This is a genomic window from Bradyrhizobium sp. HKCCYLRH1030 (assembly GCF_051168395.1).
Lineage (GTDB): Bacteria > Pseudomonadota > Alphaproteobacteria > Rhizobiales > Xanthobacteraceae > Bradyrhizobium.
In genome coordinates this window covers 63,459-85,537 of record NZ_JBNPUY010000012.1, presented here as the reverse complement: position 1 = coordinate 85,537, position 22,079 = coordinate 63,459, and the positions used below count along the sequence as shown (strand labels likewise).

The window sequence follows — 22,079 nt, the reverse complement described above, 5'->3', positions numbered from 1 at the left end:
CCGGCCTGATCGCGCAGCGCCGCGTCGACCGGATAGTTCTCGAACACGAAGATGGTGTCGAACAGCGGCCTGCCGCCGCGCCCGGCAAGGCGCTGGATCTCGTGGAGCGGCATCCAGCCGTGCTCACGCAGGTCGACGTTGCGATCCTGCAAGCTGCGCAGCCACTCGCCAACCGGCGTTTGAGGTCTCGCGTCCTCGAGCACGGGCACGGTGTTGATGAACAGGCCGACCGCCTCTTCCACGCCCGCGATCTCGGGCGGCCGGCCGGAGATCGTGGCGCCGAAGCAGACGACATCCTGGCCGGTCAAGCGCCGCAGCAACTGGCCCCACGCCCCCTGCAGAAGCGTGTTCAACGTCACCCGCTCGCGCCGTGCCGCGACCTGCAGCCGCTCGGTCTCCACCGCATCGATCACGAGATCGATCGAGGCATGGCCGTCGGCAGGTGCGGCCGGCCCGCCCAGCGCATCGGCCAGCAGGCTCGGCTCGCCGAGCGTCGAGAGCGAGCGCGACCAGAACATGCCCGACGCCTCGCGATCCTGTCGCTGCAGCCAGGCAATGTAATCACGATAGCGGCCGCGCGGTGCGCCCAGCGACGCGCCGCCGACATGCTGCATGATCTCGCCGATGAGCCTTGCTGCGCTCCAGCCGTCGAGCAGGATGTGATGATGGGTCCAGATCAGGCGGAAAACGCCGCCGTCGAGATCGATGAGACGGACCCGCTGCAGCGGCAGCCGTGACAGGTCGAAACCGGCGCGCCATTCGGCTGCCGCCACCTCGGCCAGCGCCGCGTCACGCGCGGCCTGATCCATCGAGTCCACACGGTCGCGCCAATCCTCCTCGACGAAGGGAACAGGAGCCTGCCGATGGACGACCTGCTGCGGTGCGCCCGACAATTCTTTCCACACGAACGCGGTCCGCAGCACCGCGTGTCTCGCCGTCACCGCCTGCCACGCCGCGCGTAAACGCGCCGCATCGGCGCCGCTGACGTCGACGGCGATCTGACTGACATAGTTGCCGCTGTCACCATCGCGCAGCGCGTGGAACAGCATGCCCTGCTGCATCGGCGACAGCGGATAGATGTCCTCGATATCGCGCCAATCGCGCGAGGCTCCGAGCAGGTCGAGCTCCGGCTGGCTGAGGCCCGACAGCGGAACGTCCGACGGCGTGAGGCCATGTACGCCGCTCGTGCAATGCGCGAGGAGTTCGCGCAGCGCCGCGGAATAGCACGCGGCCAGCCGCTCGATCCTCGCGCGGCGATAGCGTCGGCGGCCGAAGCTGAATGTCAGCCTCAGCTGGCCGTCGAGCACCTGGCCGTTGATGCTGAGCCAGCGCCCGAGCGGCGCGCTGGCGCTGCGTGACGGCCCCGCGCCTTCCGGCGCGAGCGCGAAGGCAGGGTCAGGGCCGGCGCCGAACTGGCCGAGATAGTTGAAGACGATCCGCGGCTCGGCTCCGCCCGCCAGGGCGGCGCGCTGCTCAGGGCTGCCGCAGTAGCGCAGCACGCCATAGCCGAGCCCACGCGCCGGGATGGTCCGTAATTCCTCCTTGATCGACTTGATGAGCGTGGCATCGTCGCCCGCGCCACCGGAGAGGCGAAGCGGAAATGCAGTCGTGAACCAGCCGACCGTGCGCGACAGGTCGATGCCTTCGAACAGATCCTCACGGCCATGGCCTTCGAGCTCGACCAGGCATTCATCGAGTCCGCACCAGCGGTTGACGGCGCGGGCCAGCGCCGCCAACAGCAGATCATTGACCTGGGTCCTGTAGGCAGCGGGCGCCTGCTTGAGCAGTTGCCCGGTCATGTCGGCATCGAACGACACGACGACGTCTTCGCCATCGGCGACACGATCGGTCTCACCGTGATCGTCGTCGCATGGCAGGCCGCCGGCGGCACTGCGCTGTCTCCAATAGTCGAGCTGATCGGCCAGCTCCTCGCTCGCCGCGTAGTCTTCAAGCCTCCTGCTCCACGACGCCATGGACTGGCTCTTGGGGGGCAACGCAATCGCAACCGCGCCCTGCGCCGCCTGTCGATGCGCCGACATGATGTCTTCGAGCAGCACACGCCAGGATACGCCGTCGACGACGAGGTGATGCACGACGATGAGAAGCCTCTGGCTGCCGTCCGCGACGTCCATGCCGACGAAGCGCAGCAACGGCCCCTGCAGGGACAGGCTTGCCTGCGCGGCGGCGGCAACCGAGGTGATCTCCGCCGCATCCTGAACAGCGCGGGTCCAGAGCAGATCGGCGCTCGCCGGCATCGCGCCATATCTCGCCTGCCAAGCGCCGTCGCTCTGGAGGAATTGCAGTCGCAGGGACTCGTGATGCGCCACCACGGCCTCGACCGCCGGCGCCAACACCCGCCAGTCGAGCCGTGCCGACGGCACCAGCATCAACGCCTGATTCCAGTGATGCCGTTCGCCAGCGTCCTCGGCAAAGAAGCGGCGCTGGATCGGCAACAGCGGCACCGGATCACCATCGCGCGCGAGCGGCTCGGCGAAGACGACCGCCGCCCGATCGCGGCGCGCGACCTGCGCCAGCCCTTGCAGCGTCTGATGCCGGAACAGGTCGCGCGGCTCGATGGCAAGCCCGCGCTGGCGCGCACGTCCGACCACCTGCAATGAAATGATGGAATCGCCGCCGAGCTCAAAGAAGTTATCGGTCAGCCCGACCCGCGAATGGCCGAGCAATTCAGCCCAGATCGCCGCCAGCTCCAGCTCAGCCGGGGATTGCGGTGCGACGTAGTCGGCCTCAGCAGACAACTGCTCGGGCGCCGGCAAGGCGTCGCGATCGACCTTGCCATGCGCCGTGAGCGGCATCCGCGACATCAGTACGATGCGCGCCGGAACCATGTAGTCCGGCAGTTCCTCGGACAACGCCGCGCGCAGCCCGGTCTCGTCGAGGCCATCCTCGCCGCAGGCGTAGCCGATGAGCTGCTGGCGTCCGCCGATCTCGCGTGCCACCACCACCGCCGACTGAACACCCGCCTGCCGCGTCAGCCGCGCCTCGACCTCGCCCGGCTCGATGCGGAAGCCGCGGATCTTGAGCTGGTGGTCGGACCGGCCGACATAGTCGATGACGCCATCGGCGCGCCAGCGCGCCAGATCGCCGGTGCGATACAGCCGCGTGCCCGGTGCGCCGAACGGATCGGGGATGAAGCGCTCCGCCGTCAACGCCGGCCGATTCCAATAGCCGGCCGCGAGCCCCTCGCCGCCGATGTGAAGCTCGCCGGTGACGCCGACCGGAACGATGTTGAGATCGCCGTCGAGAACATAGGCCGAGCGCCGGCCGACCGGACGGCCGATCGGCGCATAGGCGCAGTCGATCTCGGCATCGACGTCGACCTTCCAGACCAGCGGCGTGACCACTGTCTCCGTCGGACCATAGCCGTTGATCAGCTTGCGCGGCCGCAGCGCCTGCCTGACCTTGTCGAAGCCCGATTTGGGCATGGCCTCGCCGCCGAACGAATACAGCGACACGGGCGGCGGATCGCCGCGCCACGCCGCGAAGTCGGCGAGTTGCTGCAGATAGGCCGGCGGAAAGCCGGCATTGGTCACGCGCTCCGCGCCCATCACGTCGAGCGTCTTCTCCGCCGACCAGAGATCGGCGTCACGCATCACCAAGGTCGCGCCGCAGCTCAGCGCGGTCCACAACCGCTCATGCGCGCCGTCGAAGGTGAAGGAGAGGAAGTGCAGCTCGCGCGACTGCCGGTCCATCTCGTAGAGACCTGCGGTGGCGTCGCAATGCATCGCGAACGGTCCGTGCGCGACCGCGACGCCCTTCGGCACGCCGGTGGAGCCGGACGTATAAATCACATAGGCAAGGCTCTGCGGATGGACATCGACCGTCGGGTCGGTCGCCGTCGTCTCGGCCGGCATCGCGGTGAGATCGACGACCGCGATGCCCGGCATCGGCGGCCATTGCGATCGTCCCGCCGCATCGACAAGCACGACGCGCGCGCCGGCATCCCGAACGGTGGCGGCGAGCCGCGCCGGCGGATGATCGGGATCGAGCGGCAGATAGGCCGCGCCGGCCTTCAGGACGGCAATAAGACTTGCGACGAGATCGGGCGAGCGCTGCATCGAGAGTCCGACGAGATTGCCGGGACGAACGCCGAGCGCCAACAGATGCTGCGCGATCGCGTTGGCGTGGCGATCGAGCGCCTGATAGGTGATCGTCTCGGTCCCGAATACCAGAGCTGTCGCGCCCGGCCTCTCCTTTGCGTGCCGCGCGAGCATCCGGTGCACCGGCTGGAACCCCGCGAGTGCGGGCGCGCAGGCATTCCACTGCCTGACGTCGTCGCACTGCCGGTCCGACAACAGCTCCAGCGCCGCGATCCGCTGCATGGGATCCGCAACCGTTGCCCGCAGGATCGTCAGCCAATGCCCGGCGAGCCGTGCGATGGTCGACCGGTCGAACAGCGCGGTGGCAAAGGAGAACAGCGCCGAGACGTCTCCCGACGGCGCTTCCTCGCTGTCGAGAGCGAGATCGAATTTCACCGTCTCGATCTCTGCCGCGATCGTCTCGATCTGCAATTCGGACGCAGCCGGCGCATGTGCCGGCTCGCGCCGATGCTGATGGTTGTAGAGCACCTGGAACAGGGGCGTCTGGCTCTGGCTGCGCTGCGGCTGCAGCACGTCCAGCAGCCGCTCGAACGGAAGATCCTGATGATCCCTGGCCTCGAGCGAGGCCTCGCGCAGGGCGTGAATGACGTCGGCGATCGTGCTCCGGCTGTCGATGCGCGTGCGCAGCACCTGGATGTTGACCAGCAGCCCGATCAGCCGCCGCGTTTCCGACCGGTCGCGATTGGCGAGCGGAACGCCGACGCAGATGTCGCCCTGCCCACTGTAGCGATAGAGCACCAGCTTCAGCGCCGCGAGCAGCACGACGAACAGCGTTGTGTGATGCTGTCGGGCCAGCCCGCGCAGACGATCGGAAAGCTCGGCGCCGAGCGACAGGCGTATGGCATCGCCGGATTGGTCGGTCTGGGCCGATCGGGGGCGATCGAACGGCAGTTGCAGCATGGCCGTGTCGTGCAGCCGGTCGGTCCAGTACCGGAGCTGCCGCTCTTCCTCCACGGCACCGAGCCACAGTCGCTGCCAGGCGGCGAAATCGGCGTAGTCGATCTCGAGCGCCGGCAGTGAGGCGGTCTCGCCGCGGACGGCAGCGCGATAGAGCTGCCAGAACTCCTCGGTAAGGACCTGCATCGACCAGCCATCGGCGACGATGTGGTGCAGCGTGACCGAGAGGATATGCTCGTGCTCGCCGAGTCCGAGCAGCGCCGCGCGCAGCAGCGGCCCGGATTCGAGATCGAACGGCAGCGCCGCTTGCTCACACAGCAGCCGGCGCGCCTGCTGCTCGCGATCGTCGCCCGCAATCTCGATACGGCGAAGCGCGACCGGCGCCGGCTGGCCTACGATCTGCTCCGGCTCGCCGCCGTCCTGCCGGAACGTGGTGCGGAGCGCGGCATGGCGCATGACGAGTCCGTCGAGCGCCTTCTGAAGCGCAGCGGCGTCGAGACGGCCCCGCAAGCGGATCGCGACCGGCATGTTGTAGGCGGAGGCGTCCGGATCCATCCGCCACAGGAACCAGAGGCGGGCCTGCGCGAACGACAACGGCGCGCGCTGCAGATGCTGGCGCGCGATCGGCAAAATCGACAGATCGATGCCCTTGGCCGCCAACTGCGTCAGGAAGGCGCGCTGCTTCGGCGCATCGAGCCGCGCCAACCGGCGCGCGATCTCGCTGAGCTGCTGGGTCTGAAGTCCGGATTGATCATTCATTGGCGAACTCGACTTCCTCAAGCAGATCGAACATGGCGGCGATGTCGTCGCTGCGCCTGCTCGTCGGCGGTTCCGCGGCGAGCGCGGACGCCATGGCCTCGACCGTGGTCAGCTCGAACAACCGCTTCAGCGGCAGCTCCCGCGCAAGATCGCGCTTGATGCGGCCAACGAGCTGGACGGCCACCAGCGAGTCGCCGCCGAGCTCGAAGAAGTTGTCGGTGACGCCGACCTCCGGCCTGTGCAGCAGCTCGGCCCAGATCGTCGCGAGCGCCGCCTCGGTCGGATTGCGCGGGCCGACGCGCCGCGCACGCGGCAGCGTCGCATCCGGCCGCGGCAGCGCCTTGCGGTCGATCTTGCCGTTCGGGGTCAGCGGCAGCTCCGGCAGCACGATCACGCGCGACGGCACCATGTAGTCCGGCAGCGCCGTTGCTAGCGCGGCGCGGAGGTCACTGCCATCGAGCGAGGCCTCGCTGCTGACATAACCGACCAATTGACGGCCGCCGCCGAGCTCCTGCGCGACGACGACGCTGTCGCGCACGCCCGGCAGCTCCCGCAGCCGCACCTCGATCTCGCCGAGCTCGATCCGATGTCCGCGGATCTTCACCTGATGATCGGCGCGGCCGACATAGTCGAGCACACCGTCGGCTCGCCAGCGCGCGAGGTCGCCGGTCCGGTACAGCCGCGCGCCGTCGCTGCCGAACGGATCCGGAATGAAGCGCTCGGCACTCAGCGCAGCGCGTTTCCAATAGCCGCGCGCGAGTCCGTCACCGCCGATGAAGAGCTCGCCGGTGACGCCCACCGGCGCAAGGTTGAGTTCGCCGTCGAGGACGTACAGCCGGGTGTTGCCGATCGGGCTGCCGAGCAACGGCACCGGATTCGTCGCATCGAGGCGGTGACGCGCCGACCATACCGTCGTCTCGGTCGGCCCATACAGGTTCCAGACGTCGCTGCTCAGCGCGCTGAGCCGCCGCGCCAGATCCGAGGCCAGCGCCTCCCCGCCGCTCAGCAGGCGGCAGCCTTTCGGCAGCCATGGAGCGGTTTCGCTGGTATTGGCCGCATCGTGCTCGAGCAGCATGCGCCAGCTCGACGGCGTCGCCTGGATCATGGTCACGCCGTGCCGTGCGACCAGCGCCTTGAGCGCCGCCGGATCATGGGCCGCGGCGCGGTCGGCGAGCACGATCCGGGCGCCATGGGTCAGCGGCAGCCACAGCTCCAGCACGGCGATGTCGAAGGACAACGAGGTCAGCGCCAGCACGCGGTCGTCGGCCGCGATGCCCGGCTGTTCGGCCATCGTCGCCAGGAAGTTCGTCACCGCAGCGTGGCGCACCATCACGCCCTTGGGCAGCCCGGTCGAGCCGGAAGTGTAGATGACGTAGGCGAGGCTCTCCGCATGCCCATCGACGGAAAGATCATCGGTCTGGCCGAGGCCATCGCCGGCCGCCACGTCGAGCAGCCAGGCCTCGGCATCGCTCCGGGCCAGCACCGGCGCGAACCGGTCATGCAGCGTGGCCTGTGTCAGCAGCAGTTTGGCGCCGCTGTCGTTCAGCATGTGCGTGAGACGCTCGGACGGATAGTCCGGATCGAGCGGCAGATAGGCCGCGCCCGCCTTGAGCACCGCGAGCAGCGCCACCATCATCGTGACGCCGCGCTCCAGCGCCAGCCCGACCACCACGTCCGGCCCGACACCACGATCCCGGAGCCGCCGCGCCAGCCGGTTCGCCCGTGCATTCAGCGCGCCGTAGCTGATCATCTCCTGCCCATGCACCAGTGCGACCGCATCGGGAGCTCGCGCCACATGGGCCTCGAACTGCCGGTGCACGCAGAGCACATTTGCATCGTTGGTCGCCGTCGCGTTCCAGGCCCGCAGCAGCCTCGCGCGATCATCCACTGGAACGACGTCGATCCGGCGCACCGGCGTGTGCGGCGCCGCTTCCAGCGCAAGCGCCAGCTGCTCGAGCGAGTGCTGCATCATCGCGCCGACCCGCTCGGGCGCGACCGGCGCCACGGCCTGGACCGTCAGGTGAAGCCCATGGCCGTCGTCGTCTACCGCCAGCATCAGCGGATAATTGGTACGCTCCTCGCCACCGAGCCATTCGACGCCTTGCAGGGACTCTGCATCTGTCCGCGCATCCTGTCTCCTGCCGTGCCGATAGTTCAGGATCGCAGAGAACAGCGGCGTCGGCGGCGCGACGCCGCTGCAGCGCTGGGCCATTGCCAGCGAGGCATGCTCATGCGCCATCAGCTCCGCCAGCCGCCCGTGCGCTGCGCGAACGCTTTCCTCAACGGACGTGCCGTCGAGATCGAGCCGCAACGGCAGCGTGTTGATGAACAGGCCCAGGCTGCGGCCGGTATCGTGGCCGGCCTGCATGCGGCCGAGCAGCACGGTGCCGAACACGACCTGATCACGTCCGCTGCTGCGCGCCAGCACCTGGCCCCAGGCGACATGACAGAGGCTGGCGAGGCTCGCGCCAAGGCGCCGCGCCTGCGCGCGCAGCCGCGCGTCGAGCGTAGCCGGCACGGGCAGCCTTGCCTCGCGCGCGCCGTCGCCGTTGCTGCGGACCTCCATCAATCCGAATGGTGCCGTCGGCGCATCGATGTCGCCGAGCATGCTGCGGAAGAAGCGCTGCTGCGCATCCTGCCCTCCGGCCTTGCGGGTCTCGGCCACGAGGTTGCGGAACGGAATCGGTGGAGGGAGAGCGCTGCGGCGGCCCGCCAGGATCAGTTGCACTTCCTCGTGCAGCGCCTGCAGAGTGGTATGGTCGCCGACCATGTGATGCAGCAGGACCAGCAGCAGCAGGCGATCATTTCGTGGGTCGCGGGCGACAATGAGACGCAGCAATGGCGCCTGGGTCAGGTCGAGCCGGCAGGACCTCGGATCGAAGCGGCGCGCCAGTTCGACCTGGGCCGGCTCGTTGCCTTCGAGCTCAACTTCGGTGACGCTTAGCGGTGCCTGGCGCCAGACCACCTGCGCCGGCACCGACAGCCCATCCCAGAGGAACGACGTCCGCAGGACGTCATGCCGGTCGATCACGTCCTGAACGGCCGCAAGATAGCGATCCAGCAGATCACGGCCCGCAAATGCCATCTGCGCGACCAGCACGTAGGGGTCGCCCTCGGTCGCGAGCAGATGATGGAATAGGATTCCCTCCTGCAACGGCGACAGCGCGTAGATGTCCTGGACGTTGGCGACGCCGCCCGGCGCACGGCCCACCACGCGGTCGATCTCGTCCTGGCCCAGCGCGATCAGCGGCAGCATGTCCGGCGTGATGACCGGGCTCTGCGCCGTGATCGGGTTGTCAGGAATTGCGGTCTCCTCGCTTTGCCGCAGGCTGGCCGCGAGATCGCGCAGCACTGGCTTGGCGAACACCATCTGCGCATCGATCGTCAGCGCATGGCGCTTCAGCCGGTCCATCATGCGGACGACGAGCAGCGAATGGCCGCCGAGCTCGAAGAAATGATCGTTGCGACCGACGCGCTCAATGCCCAGCAGCTCGCGCCAGATAGCAGCGAGGGCCTGCTCGATTTCGCCGTGGGGCGGATCATAGGCGCCACGGCCGAACGCCTCGTCGTCCGGCGCCGGCAGTGCCTGCCGGTCGACCTTGCCGTTGGGTGTCAGCGGAAACGCATCGAGGCGAACGATCGCCGAGGGAACCATGTAGTCCGGCAGGCACGTCTGCAATTGCGTGCGCAGGCGCGCAGCCCATGCGCTGGGATCACCTGCATCGTCCGCCGGCACCACATAGGCGATCAGCCTGAGATCGCCCTGCGCATCGCGCCGCGCCAGCACCGCCGAGTCCCGCACTCCGGCCTGCGCATTCAGCCGATGCTCGATCTCCCCGAGCTCGATGCGGAAGCCGCGGATCTTCACCTGGTGGTCGTTGCGGCCCAGGAATTCGATATTGCCGTCGGCGAGATGGCGGCCGAGGTCACCGGTTCGATACATCCGCGCGTCGGACGACAGCCCGAACGGATCCACGGCAAAACGCTGCGCCGACAAATCGGGACGGTTGAGATAGCCGCGGGCAACCCCTGCCCCGCCGATCCAGATCTCGCCGACGGCACCGCGCGGCACCGGCATGCCCTGGGCGTCGAGCAGATAGATCCGCGCGTTGGCGATCGGGCGACCGATTGGGACGACACCGCCGGCGAAGCCGGGCGGACGGCGCCATGCGGTGGCGCAGACGGTTATTTCCGTCGGGCCGTAGGCGTTGAAGACCGCGATCTCCGACGGCAGGGCCTCGAACAGCTCCGGCTTTGGCAACTCGCCAGCGAGAACGAGCACGTCGAGCCCGGAGAGCCGCGCGAGGTCCGAGCGGCCCTGCAGCATCGCCGGCGGCAACGTGGCATGGGTGATGCGATGTTCGGCGAGATAGTTCACCAGCTCCGCCGCATCGCGGTGCTCGCGGCTTCCGAGCAGATGCAGTTCGGCGCCGGCGCAAAGCGCCATGACGATGTCCCACACGCTCGCGTCGAAGCTGAAGGAGGCGAATTGCGCGATCCGGCTGTGCGGACCGGTGTCGAACAGCCCGATCTGGGCCTGCGCGAGATTGACCAGGCCGTGGTGCTCGATCATCACGCCCTTCGGCTGTCCGGTCGAGCCCGAGGTATAGATGACATAGGCGAGGCTGCGCGGCGTCAGGCCACGGGCAACAACATCCGGTGCGCCCTCCGGCAGCCCGCTCCAGGCCGGCGCATCGCTCTCCACATCCACGACCGGACATGCCACGCTGCCGAGCGTACTGGCGCTCGCGCCGTCACAGAGCAGCAGCGTCGGCCGGGCATCGGTCACGGTCTCGCGCAGCCGCTGCGGCGGATAGGTGGGGTCCAGCGGCAGATAGGCCGCTCCCGCTTTGAGGACCGCGAGCACGCTGACGATCGCATCGATGCCGCGCTGCTGACAGATCGCGATCAGCCGGTCCGGACCAGCGCCCAGCGCGACGAGATGATGCGCGAGGCGATTGGCGCGCAGCTCGAGCTCGCGATAGGTCAGGTTGAGCTCGTCATGGACCAGCGCCACCGCCGACGGCCGGCGGCGCGCCTGCTCGGCAACGAGATCCTGAATGCAGCAGTCAGGCGGCGTGAACGAGCGCGTGCGATTCCAGTCATCCAGCAGCAGCGCACGTTCCTCGGCTGGCAGCAGCTCGATGCGATCGACCGGCTGGCTGGTGTCGGCGACCATGGCGCGCAGCACCGCCAGCAGATAGGTGCGATAGCGCTGCACGGTCTCGGCGTCGAACAGCGCCGTCGCGTAGTTGATCTTGCCGGAGATGCGTCCACCGCTCTCACTGAGATCGAGCTCGAGATCGAACTTGATCTTGTGCTGCTCGGTCGCAAGGCGCTCGACCGCCAGGCCGGGCAGCGCCAATGAGCCGATATCATTGCTCTGCCATGCGAACACCACCTGGAACACGGGCGTGTATTCCGGATGCCGCGGGGGCTGGAGCGCCTCGACAAGATGCTCGAACGGCAGGTCCTGATGATCCTGCGCCGCAAGGACGGCCGTCTTCACCCGCTCGATCAGCTCGGCCACAGCAGGACCGCCCGAGAGGTCGAGCCGCAGCGCCAGCATGTTGACGAAGAAGCCGGCCAGGCCTTCGAGCTCCGAACGCATCCGATTGGCGGTCGGCGTGCCGATGACGAGATCCTGCTGGCCGGCCAGCCGCGACAGCACGAGGGCCCAGGCGGCCAGCACGATGACGAACGGGGTGGCGCCGAGCGCGATGCTCAATTGCCTGATATCGGCCGAAAGACCGTCGTCGATCTCGACAGGCACCGCGGCGCCGGCGTTGGATCGCGGTGCAGATCGCGCCCGGTCCGTCGGCAGTGCCAGCAAGGACGGCGCGTCGCGCAGCACGGCGGTCCAATGATCGAGCTGCCGCTGCAGCCGATCTGCCGTCAGCGAATGGCGCTGCCATGCTGCATAGTCCGGATACTGAATCGCCAGCGGCGGCAACGGATCATTGCCGCCTGCAACGAAGGCGGCATACAGCGCCGAGAGCTCGCGGACGATGACGCCCATCGACCATCCGTCGGAGATGATGTGATGCTGGCTGAGCAGAAGGACATGATCATCATCGCCCAGGTCGATCAAATGGCTGCGGATCAATGGACCCCGCGCAAGATCGAACGGCGCGCGCGTACACTCATTCAGCAGATCGGCCAGCCGCGTTTCGCGGTCCGGCCGCCCGCGAAGATCGTGCACCTCCAGCGGCAGGCTGGTGTCCGGCGGCAACAGCGCGACCCGCGGCTCGCCCTGCTCGGCGACGAAGACCGTCCGCAGCGCCTCGTGGCGGGAGAACAGCCGGTCGAGGCTGCGGCGCCATGCGCCGATGTCGAGCCGGCCGCGCAGCCGCAGCGCCACATCGATGTGATAGTTGGTACTTCCATTCTCGAGCTGGGCCAGCAGCCAGAGCTGCTGCTGCGCGAAGGAGAGCGGCAGCGAGCCCCCGCGATCGGCGATCGGGATCGTGTTTGTATCGCGTCTGGGGACATTGCGGCCGCGCTGTCGCGCGCGCGATGCCAACCGGCGCAGCGCCTCCGGATCGAGGTTGTGCAGAAGAGGCTGTCCTGATTGTCCGCTCATGATAGCTCCGCTGTCATCAGGTCCTCAAGTTCACCTTCGGCGAACTGCTGCTCGATCAGTCTGATGGAGAGGACGCGCGCGAACTCCGCCAATTCCGGATGAGCGAACAGCTCGGACAATCGCATCGATGTGCCGAACTCCTGCGCGACACGGCTGAGCAGCCGTACCGCCAGCAGAGAGTGGCCGCCGAGATTGAAGAAGTGATCGCCCCGCCCGACGCGGTCGAGGCCGAGCAGCTCCGCCCAGATGCCGGCCAGCGTGATCTCGATCTCGCCGACCGGAGCTTGATAGTCGGCCCCCGCTTCGCCTTGTGAGGCCAGCGGCAGCGCCTTGCGGTCGACCTTGCCGTTCGGCGTCAGCGGCAGCCGCGGCAGCACGATGACGCGCAACGGCACCATGTAGTCCGGCAGCGCCGTCGCGAGCGCCGCGCGCAGCTCGCCGCCATCGAGCGCGCACTCACTGCCGACATAGCCGATCAGGTTGCTACCGCCACCGACATCCTGCGCGACCACGACGCTGTCGCGGACGCCGGGCAGCGCGCGCAGCCGCGCCTCGATCTCGCCGAGCTCGATGCGATGCCCCCGTATCTTGACCTGGTGATCGGCGCGGCCGACATAGTCGAGCGCGCCATCGGCACGCCAGCGCGCCAGGTCGCCGGTCCGGTACAGCCGTGCACCGGGGCCGCCGAACGGATCCGGGATGAACCGTTCCGCGCTGAGCCCGGGCCGCTTCCAATAGCCGCGCGCCAGTCCCTCGCCGCCGATGAACAGTTCGCCGGCCACGCCGGGCGGCGCCAGATTGAGATTGGCGTCGAGCACGTAGAGCGTGGTATTGCCGATCGGACCGCCGAGCACCGGCATGGGATCATTGGCATCGAGCCGGTGGCGCGCAGACCACACCGTGGTCTCGGTCGGCCCATACATGTTCCAGGCCTCGCCGCTCAGCGCGACGAGCCGCCGTGCCAGATCGGGAGCCAGCGCCTCGCCGCCGCTGAGCACGCGACAGCGACGAGGCAGCGCGGCGGCCTCGTCATGATCGAGCAGCATGCGCCAGCTCGACGGTGTCGCCTGGATCAAGGTCACGCCGTGCCTGGCCACGATCGCCTTCAGCGCCGTCGGATCGTGCGCGGAGGCGCGGTCGGCCAGCACGATCCGGCCTCCCCGGGTCAGCGGCAGCCACAGCTCCAGCACCGCGATGTCGAACGACAGCGAGGTCAATGCCAGCACGCGGTCGTCCGATGCGATCCCCGGCTGCTCGGCCATCGTCGCCAGAAAATTCGTCACTGCGCCGTGACGCACCATCACGCCCTTGGGCAGGCCGGTCGAGCCCGAGGTATAGATGACGTAGGCGAGGCTCTCCGGATGAATGGCGAGGTCGAGGTTGCCGGCGTCGCCTCCATCGTCGATGCGATCGAGCAGCCAGGCTTCGGCTCCGCTGTCGGCCAGCGCGGGCGTGAACCGATCTTGCAGCTCGGCTTGCGTGAGCAGCAGTCTTGCGCCGCTGTCGCCGAGCATGTGGGCAAGACGCTCGGCCGGATAGTCCGGATCGAGCGGCAGGTAGGCGGCGCCGGCCTTCAGCACGGCGAGCAGCGCCACAATCATCTCGGCATCGCGCTCCAGCGCCAGTCCAACCACGACATCGGCGCCGATCCCGCGCGCGCGCAGTCGCCGCGCCAGCCGGTTTGCCTGCGCGTTCAGTTCGCCGTAGCTGATCCGGCGGTCGCCGCAGACGATCGCAACCGCGTCCGGGACGGCCTTCGCCCGCGCCTCGATCTGCGCCACGAGGCCAGGCGCCGCGCCGATCGACAACGGTCGGGGTGACGTCTCGCCGATCGCAGCTCCGCTCCAGCGCAGGACGCACGCCAGCGCCTCTCCGTCGACCGTGCGAAGGCTGCCGGTCGGACGGGTGGCATCCGCCGAAATCCGCGTCAGCCAGTCTCGCAACGACGCGCTCACCCGGCGAACCGCATGGTCGTCCAGTTGCGCGCGATCGTAGTTGAAGTCGAGGCGCAGGCCCTCGGGTCCATCGAACACGATGACCGCGATCGGATAGTTGGTCGGCGTCACGTGTTCGACCCGCCCGATCTGCGGCCCGGCACCGTCGCGCGCGGTGAGCGACTGATCGATCGGATAGTTCTCGAATACCATCAGGCTGTCGAACAGCGGCTGCCCGGCCCTGCCGGCCAGACGCTGGATCTCGTGCAGCGGCAGCCACTCATAGTCGCGCGCCGCGACGCTCTGCGCCTGAAGGGTGCGCAGCCAGTCGCCGGTCGCGGTCTGCGGATGCGCGCGATCGATCAGCGGCAGCGTGTTGATGAAGAGGCCGACCATGTTCTCGGCGCCGGCAAGCTCGGCCGGACGGCCCGAGACCGTGACGCCAAAGCAGACCGCGCTTTGCCCGGTATATTGCCGCAGCAATTGGGCCCAGGTCCCCTGTAGCAGCGTATTCATCGTGATGCGCTGCTGCGTCGCGAACCGCCGCAGGCGAGCCGCGAGATCACCGTCCACGCGCAGCGTCAGCCGGCCATGGCCGCTCGCAGCGTCGATCGCGCGGCTCGCGCGCAAGGCGTCGGCGAGCGGCGTGGGCTCGAAATCGCGCAGCGTCTCGCGCCAGAAATCAGCGGCTGCCGCCTGGTCGCGCGTCTGCAGCCAGGCGATGTAGTCGCGGTAGCCGCCTTGCGCCGCCGACGGCGCGGCGCCGCCGATCTGCTGCAGCACATCGGCGAGCAGCCGCGCCGAGCTCCAGCCGTCGATCACGATGTGATGATGCGTCCAGATCAGCCACAGCCTGTCTTCGCCGAGCCGGATCAGCCGCAGCCGCTGCAGCGGCGGCCGGGTAATGTCGAAGCCGAGTTCGCGCTCGCGCCGTGCCGCCTCCGCAAGCGCCGCATCGATCTCCGCCGCCGCAGCCCCGCCCGTGATACGGCTGCGCCAATCCTCGTCGACGACGGGCACGTCGAGCTGCCGGTAGACGATCTGCTGGGCTGCTCCGGACAATTGTTGCCAGGCGAACCCGGTCCGCAGCACCGCATGCCGCGCACTCGCCGTCTGCCATGCCGCACGCAACCGCGCCGGCGTCACACCTCGAAGCTCGATCGAGAGCTGGTTGACATAGACGTCATCAGCGCCGTCGCGCAGCGCATGGAACAGCAAGCCCTGCTGCATCGGCGACAGCGGGTAGATGTCCTCGACGGAGCGACAGTCAACGGTCGCGCAGAGCCGGTCGAGCGCCGCCTGATCGAGCCCCGCGAGCGGAACGTCGGACGGCGTGAGACCGCCGGCGCCGCGGAGGCAATGATCGACGAGACCATGCAGCGCCGCGCGATAGAGCTCGGCGAGCCGTTCCACGGTCGCGCGCCGATACCGCCGGCTTCCATAGCGGAAGCCGAGCCGCAGCCGCCCGTCACGCACCTCGCCGTTGATGCTGAGCCAGGCCCGCAACGGCGTGTCGGCGGCCCGCATCGATCCCGGATTCTCCGCCGCGATCCGGTACGGCGCGGCCGCACCGAGCTGGCCGTCGAAGCGGCCGAGATAGTTGAAGACGATACGCGGGTTCGGCGTCGCCGCCAGCGCGTCGCGATGCTCTTTCGCGCCGAGATAACGCAGGACGCCATAGCCGAGCCCGCGATCGGGCATGGCGCGCAGCGTCTCCTTGACGCGGGTGATGAGCGCACGATCGGTCTCGCTGCCGCCGTCGAGACGCACCGGGAATGCGCTCGTGAACCAGCCCACCGTCCGCGTGAGATCGACGTCCGCGAAGACATCCTCGCGGCCGTGGCCCTCCAGCTCGATCACGACGCCTTCGATCCCGCTCCAGCTCCAGAGCGCGCGTGCCAGCGCGGCCAGCAGCAGGTCGTTGACCTGCGTGCGATAGGCCGCAGGCGCGGCATCGAGCAGCCGTTCGGTCAGCTCCGCCTCGAGGTTCAGCACGACCTCCTCGGCGTCGGCCTCGACGTCGGTGCCACCATGAGCGTCGTCACAGGGCAACTCGCTGCCGCGGGAGGACGCGAGCCAGAACGGCAGTTCGCCTGCGAGCCGATCGGAGGCCGCATGCGCGCGCAGTCGCTGCGCCCAGGAAGACGGCGCGGAGCTCGTGGGCGGCAGGCTGACGGCGGCCTCCTGCCCCGCCGCCTGTTCGTAGGCCGACGCGATGTCCTCGAGCAGGATCCGCCATGACACGCCATCGACGGCGAGATGATGGATGGCGACCAGCAGCCGCTGGCTGCCGTCGCGCATGTCGAATCCGACGGCGCGCAGCAGAGATCCCGATGCCAATGACAGGCTCGCCTGCGCCCCCGACGCGATCGCGCTGACGTCGGACGGCTCGACTGCCGTGCGGAGCCAAAGCAGCTCAGGCGCAGCAGGCAGGTCGGACGGCACCGCCTGCCATTCACCCGCGATCCGCCGATACGTCATGCGAAGCGCATCGTGATGCCTCACGACGGCAGCGAGCGCCCGCTGCAGCACGCTCCAGTCGATCCGGTCCCGCGGGATCAGCAGCACCGCCTGGTTGAAGTGATCGCGGTTGGAGATTGCCTCGGCAAAGAAGCGCAATTGGATCGGCAGCAGCTCCGCAGCGCAGGCGTTCATTGCGTTGCGTGCTGCTGCCGGCGGCGTCATGGCCGGCGCGGAGGTGGTCGCAACCACACCGGCCAGCGCCGCTATCGTCTGCTGCGCGAACATCTGCTTCGGCGTCAGCATGACGCCGCGCTTGCGCAGCCGTGCAATGATCTGCAGGCTGAGGATGGAGTCGCCGCCGAGCTCGAAGAAATTGTCATTGCGGCCGATCCGCTCGCGGCCCAGCACGTCCTGCCAGACAGCGGCGATGGCCTGCTCCACCGCGCCGACCGGGGCGACATACGACAGCACGGCGTCATCGTCCGGCTGCGGCAGCGCCGCGCGGTCGAGCTTGCCATTGGCGGTCAGCGGCAGCCGCTCGAGCACGACGATGCGCGACGGCACCATGTAGTCCGGCAGCATCGCCGAGAGTTGCTGCCGCAGCGCCTCCGGCTGCAACACGACGCCGGCCGCGGCGACGCAATAAGCCACGAGCTCCTGGCGTTCCTGCTCGGCGTCGACGGCGCGCGCCACGACGGCGGCATCGGCGACGCCGTTCAACGAGGAGACGGCGCGGCTGATCTCGGCGGGTTCGACGCGGTAGCCGCGCAGCTTCACCTGATCATCGCGCCGGCCCAGGAACACGATCCGGCCCGCTCGATCACAGCGCACCAAATCGCCGGTCCGGTAGAGGCGTTCGCCTGCAGGTCCGAACGGATCGGGAATGAAGCGCTCGGCCGTCTGTCCAGGCGCACCGCGATAGCCGCGCGCCAGCCCGGCGCCGCCCAGATAGAGTTCACCGGCGACTCCGGCCGGGACGATATTCAACGCATCGTCGAGAACGTAGGCGCGCAGGTTCGCAAGCGGCAATCCGACCGGCAGCACACCTTTGGCTTCGGCGTCCGTCCACTCATGGGTCGTCACGCCGACCGTCGTCTCGGTCGGGCCGTAGTGATTGACGATCCGGCAGTGCGGCCGCAGCCGGCGGACCTCTTCGATCAAGCCGGGATCGCAGGCCTCGCCGCCAAGGATCAGCACGTCGCGCGGCAGAACGTCGGCCGAGCGCCGTGCCCGCAACAGGCCGCGCAGATGGCTCGGCACGATCTTGAGGACGCCGACCTCGCCGTCGCGCATCGCTTGCGCAAACGCATCCGCATCGAAGGCGGCATCGGCCGGCAGCAGATTCAAGGTCACGCCGCTCGCAAGCGCGCCAAACAGCACGGTATGGCCGAGATCGGCGGCGACCGTCGAGACCATCGCCATGCCGGCGCCGGCGCGCGGCTGCAGCCGGGACAACAGCGCCTGAACGTAGTTGGCGAGCGCGCCGTGCGACACGGCGACGCCCTTGGGCGCACCGGTCGAGCCCGACGTGTAGATGATGTAGGCGGTCTGCGCTGGATGCGGCCGCGGGGCATCGAACGCGCCGGAGGACGCATCGCCGCGCAGTTCACCGTCGAGCGTATGACACTCCAGCGCCCTCGCCGCAGCCAAGTGCTCGCCGGTTGCGACCAGCGTGCCGATGCCGCCGCCACGAAGGATGCGATCGACGCGCGCCACCGGCCATGCCGGATCGAGCGGCACTGCGGAGCCGCCCGCCTTGAGGACGCCGAGCAGCGCCGCGACGAAGGCCGGCGACCGCTCGATCCACAGCGCCACCGGCGCCTCGCGCGTGATGCCGGCCGCGACGAGCACACCCGCGATGTGGTCCGACCAGCGCACGAGCTCGGCTGCGCTGACGGTGTCCCGTCCCTGGCGCAGCGCGATCCGATCATCGCGGCGCGCGAGCGCAACACCGATCAGATCGAGGATGTCGGTCGCGGGGAAGCTCGTCGCCTCCGCCACGACGGTCTGCTCGACGCCGCGCGCGATCGCGAAGTCGCGCAGCGGCCGGTCGGTGGCGGCCGCGATCTGCCGCAGGAAATCGACGAGCTGGTTCCCGATCCGCTCGACCGTCGTCACGTCGAACAGATCGGTTGCGAAATTCAGGCTCGCATTCATGCCCGTCGGGCCGTCGACGATGTCGAGCGCGAGATCAAAATGCGAGCCGGCGAGATCGACGATGCGTGGCTGGGCGTGCAGGCCATCGCCGAGCGCAAGTCCGTCAGGCGCGGCCATGTAGTTGAACTTGACCTGGAACAGCGGATTGTGGCCGCCGGAGCGAGTCGGCTTCAGCGCGTCGACGAGACGGTCGAACGGCAGATCCTGATGCGCCAGCCCGGAAATCACCTCCTCCTTCGCCCGCGCCAGCAGCTCGGCGAAGCTCATGCCGTCGGTCACGTCGGCCCGCAGCACCAGCGTATTGACGAAGCAGCCGATCAGCGACGCCAGCTCGGCCTGGCGGCGCCCGGCGACGGGCACACCGACGCGCAGGTCGGAGCGGCCGGAGTAGCGGAACAGCAGCAGCTGATAGGCGGCGAGCAGCAGCATGAACATGCTGACGCGATGCTCCCTGGCGAGCGCGCGGAGCCTCAGCACCAGATCTGGCGCGATCTCCACGTGGATGGTGTCGCCGCGATAGCTCTGTACGGGCGGCCGCGGCCGGTCGAACGGCAATGCAAGCGGCGTATCCGCATCACCGAGCCGCTCGCGCCAGTAGGAGAGCTGCTGCGCGGCCTCGGGGCCGGAGAGCCAATCCCGCTGCCATGCGGCGTAGTCGGCATATTGGATCGCGGACGGCGGCGGCAGCGCCCCTGCCCCGCGCCGGAGCCCGTCATAGAGCGCGGCGATCTCGGCCAGCAGCACGTCGAGCGAGAGCCCGTCGGCGACGATGTGATGCGCCGACAGCAGCAGTTCGTGGCGGTCGTCCGCGAGCTGCATCAGCACGGCGCGCAGCAGCGGGCCATTGACGAGATCGAACGGCCGCGCCAGCTCCTCGCGTGTCCGCGCCGCGACGCGCGACGCGCGCTCCGCCGCCGGGCTGCGCCGCAGATCCTCGACCGCGACGGGAATGTCCGGCGACGCATGGATGACCTGCACGACGCGGCCATCCGGGGCAGAGAAGGTGGTGCGCAGCGTCTCGTGGCGGGCGACGATTTCGGTCAGCGCCTGCACCAGCCGTGCTTGATCGAGCGGGCCGTCGAAATGAACCGTGCAAGCGATGGTGTAGGCCGTGCCGGCCGGATCCATGCTCCAGAGAAACCACAGCCGCTCCTGCGCGGGTGACAGTAGCTCGCGCAGCCCCGCCGGTGCGGGCTGCAGCGGCGGGAGCATTGTCGCGTCCGCGCCGGCCGCATCGATGAGCGCTGCGAGCGCGACGAGCGTCGGCGCATCGAAGAAGCCGCGCAGCGCGAGCTCGACCCCGAACTGCTCGCGCACCATCGCCGCGATCTGAGCGGCCGCGACCGAATTGCCGCCGAGCATGAAAAAGTCGTCGTTGCGGTCGACGGTCGCGCGCCGCAGCACATCCCGCCAGATCAGCGCAAGACGGCGTTCGGTCGCCGTCGCAAGCTCCGGTGACGGCGAGGGGTCCGTCGCCTCGCGTCGCCGTTCGAACACCATGAAGCTGTCGAGCGTGCCCTGCGCCCACCTGGCGCGGCAGGCGGACCGCTGCAGCTTGCCGCTGGTGGTCAGCGGCATGCCTTGCGGGTTCAGCAGCACGACCACCGCCGGATATTCCTGCGTCTGCCGCATGACCGAATCGCCGATCGCCTTGATCAGCACGTCGGCCGGCGTTCGCCGCAGTACCGCCCTGCCGAACTCGACGGCGACGCCGATGCCTTCGACGCCATCGATCTCGACCGGGAAGGCCGCGACACGTCCCTTCCGCACCGAGGCCACCTCGGTCTCGACGGCCTGCTCCAGATCGAACGGATAGATGTTCTGGCCGCGGACGATCAGCAGATCCTTGAGCCTGCCGGTGACGACGAGATCGCCGTCGCGGACGAAGCCGAGGTCGCCCGTCCGCAGCCAGCGCGCGCCATCGCGAAGGACGAATGTCTGCTGCGTCGCCTCGGGATTGTTCCAATAGCCCTGCGCGACGCTCGGACCTGCGACCCAGATTTCGCCGACCTCATTCGTCCCGGCGTCGGCGGACGCATCGACCCTCATGATGCGCACGGCATGGCCGTCCGCCACGGCGCCGCACGCCATCAGGTCCGTGCCCTCGCCGGCCTCCGCAACGCGGCCACCCGCGAGCGCCGCGGGATCGAGCGTGTGACAAACCGCCCGGCTCGCGCGGTCGCCCGCCGTCACCAACAAGGTCGCCTCGGCCAGGCCGTAGCACGGCGTCAGCGCGCGAGGATCGAGGCCCGCCGGCCGGAAGCGCGCGGCAAATCGATCCAGCGTCGCGCGGCGCACGAACTCCGAGCCGGAGAACGCGAACCGCCATCGGCTGAGGTCCAGGCGCGCGATCGCTTCGTCCGAGATCCGGTCCGCACAGAGCGCGAACGCGAAGTCCGGCCCGCCGCTGCAGGTGCCGCCGTGGCGGTGGATGGCGTCGAGCCAGCGTCGCGGCTGCTCGAGGAAATTGCGCGGCGACATCAGCACCGCCGTGAAGCCCGTGAACAGCGGATTCAGCAACCCGCCCATCAATCCCATGTCGTGATAGAGCGGCAGCCAGCTGACGAAGACGTCGTCCCTGGTCCCGCCGAGCGCCGCTTCGATTGCGATCTCATTGGCGACCAGGTTCCGGTGAGTGACGCAGACTCCCTTCGGCTGCGACGTCGAACCCGACGTATATTGGAGGAAGGCGATCGCATCGCCGTGCAAGTCCGTCTCGCGCCAGGATGCGGCGGCATCGACCGGCACCTCGTCGACGGCAACAACATGAGCATCGGTCTCGCCGACCGAAGCGACGACGACGTCGCGAAGCCGCGCCTGGGTGAGAATGAGTCGTGGCGCCGCATCGCGCAGGATGCCATCGAGGCGGCTGGCGTAGCGCTCCTTGCCGGTCTCCGGCGGATAGGCCGGCACGGCAATGACCCCGGCATAGAGGCAGGCGTAGAATGCGACGGCATAATCCGGACCGTTCGGCAGCAGAATCACGGCGCGCTCGCCGGCACGCGCGAGCTCCTGCAGATGCGCCGCAAGCGCGCGGATGCGCCGGTCCAGCGCAGCGAATTTCAGCTCGTGGACGACATCGTCGCCTTCGATGAAGCGCAGCGCCGGATGGTCAGCACGCGAGGCGGCATGCTCGCGGAGTCGTTCGACGAGGGTCTGTGTCGGCAT

Annotated in this window: 3 protein-coding genes (1 of these 3 only partly in view); all 3 read right to left on the bottom strand. The window is 68.8% G+C overall.

The genetic code is table 11. From position 1 onward, the window contains the following. Tightly spaced (each overlapping or abutting the next), the 3 genes in view from ACQR1E_RS29030 to ACQR1E_RS29020 form a layout consistent with a single transcriptional unit that may run on beyond the window. Positions 1 to 5,774 carry the start of a non-ribosomal peptide synthase/polyketide synthase gene (locus ACQR1E_RS29030; RefSeq protein ID WP_434897884.1) on the bottom strand. Its footprint begins 10,633 nt before the window's first position, so the window shows 5,774 of its 16,407 coding nt (coding positions 1-5,774); its start codon is at positions 5,772 to 5,774; the stop codon falls past the left edge of the window. After that, positions 5,767 to 12,357: an amino acid adenylation domain-containing protein gene (locus ACQR1E_RS29025; protein WP_434897883.1), complete on the bottom strand. Its 6,591-nt coding sequence runs from the start codon at positions 12,355 to 12,357 to the stop codon at positions 5,767 to 5,769. Before ACQR1E_RS29025 ends, ACQR1E_RS29030 begins: the two co-directional genes overlap by 8 nt. After that, a complete protein-coding gene (locus ACQR1E_RS29020; protein WP_434897882.1) occupies positions 12,354 to 22,079 on the bottom strand; it encodes an amino acid adenylation domain-containing protein in 9,726 nt (3,241 codons plus the stop codon). The genes ACQR1E_RS29025 and ACQR1E_RS29020 overlap by 4 nt, the downstream gene beginning before the upstream one ends.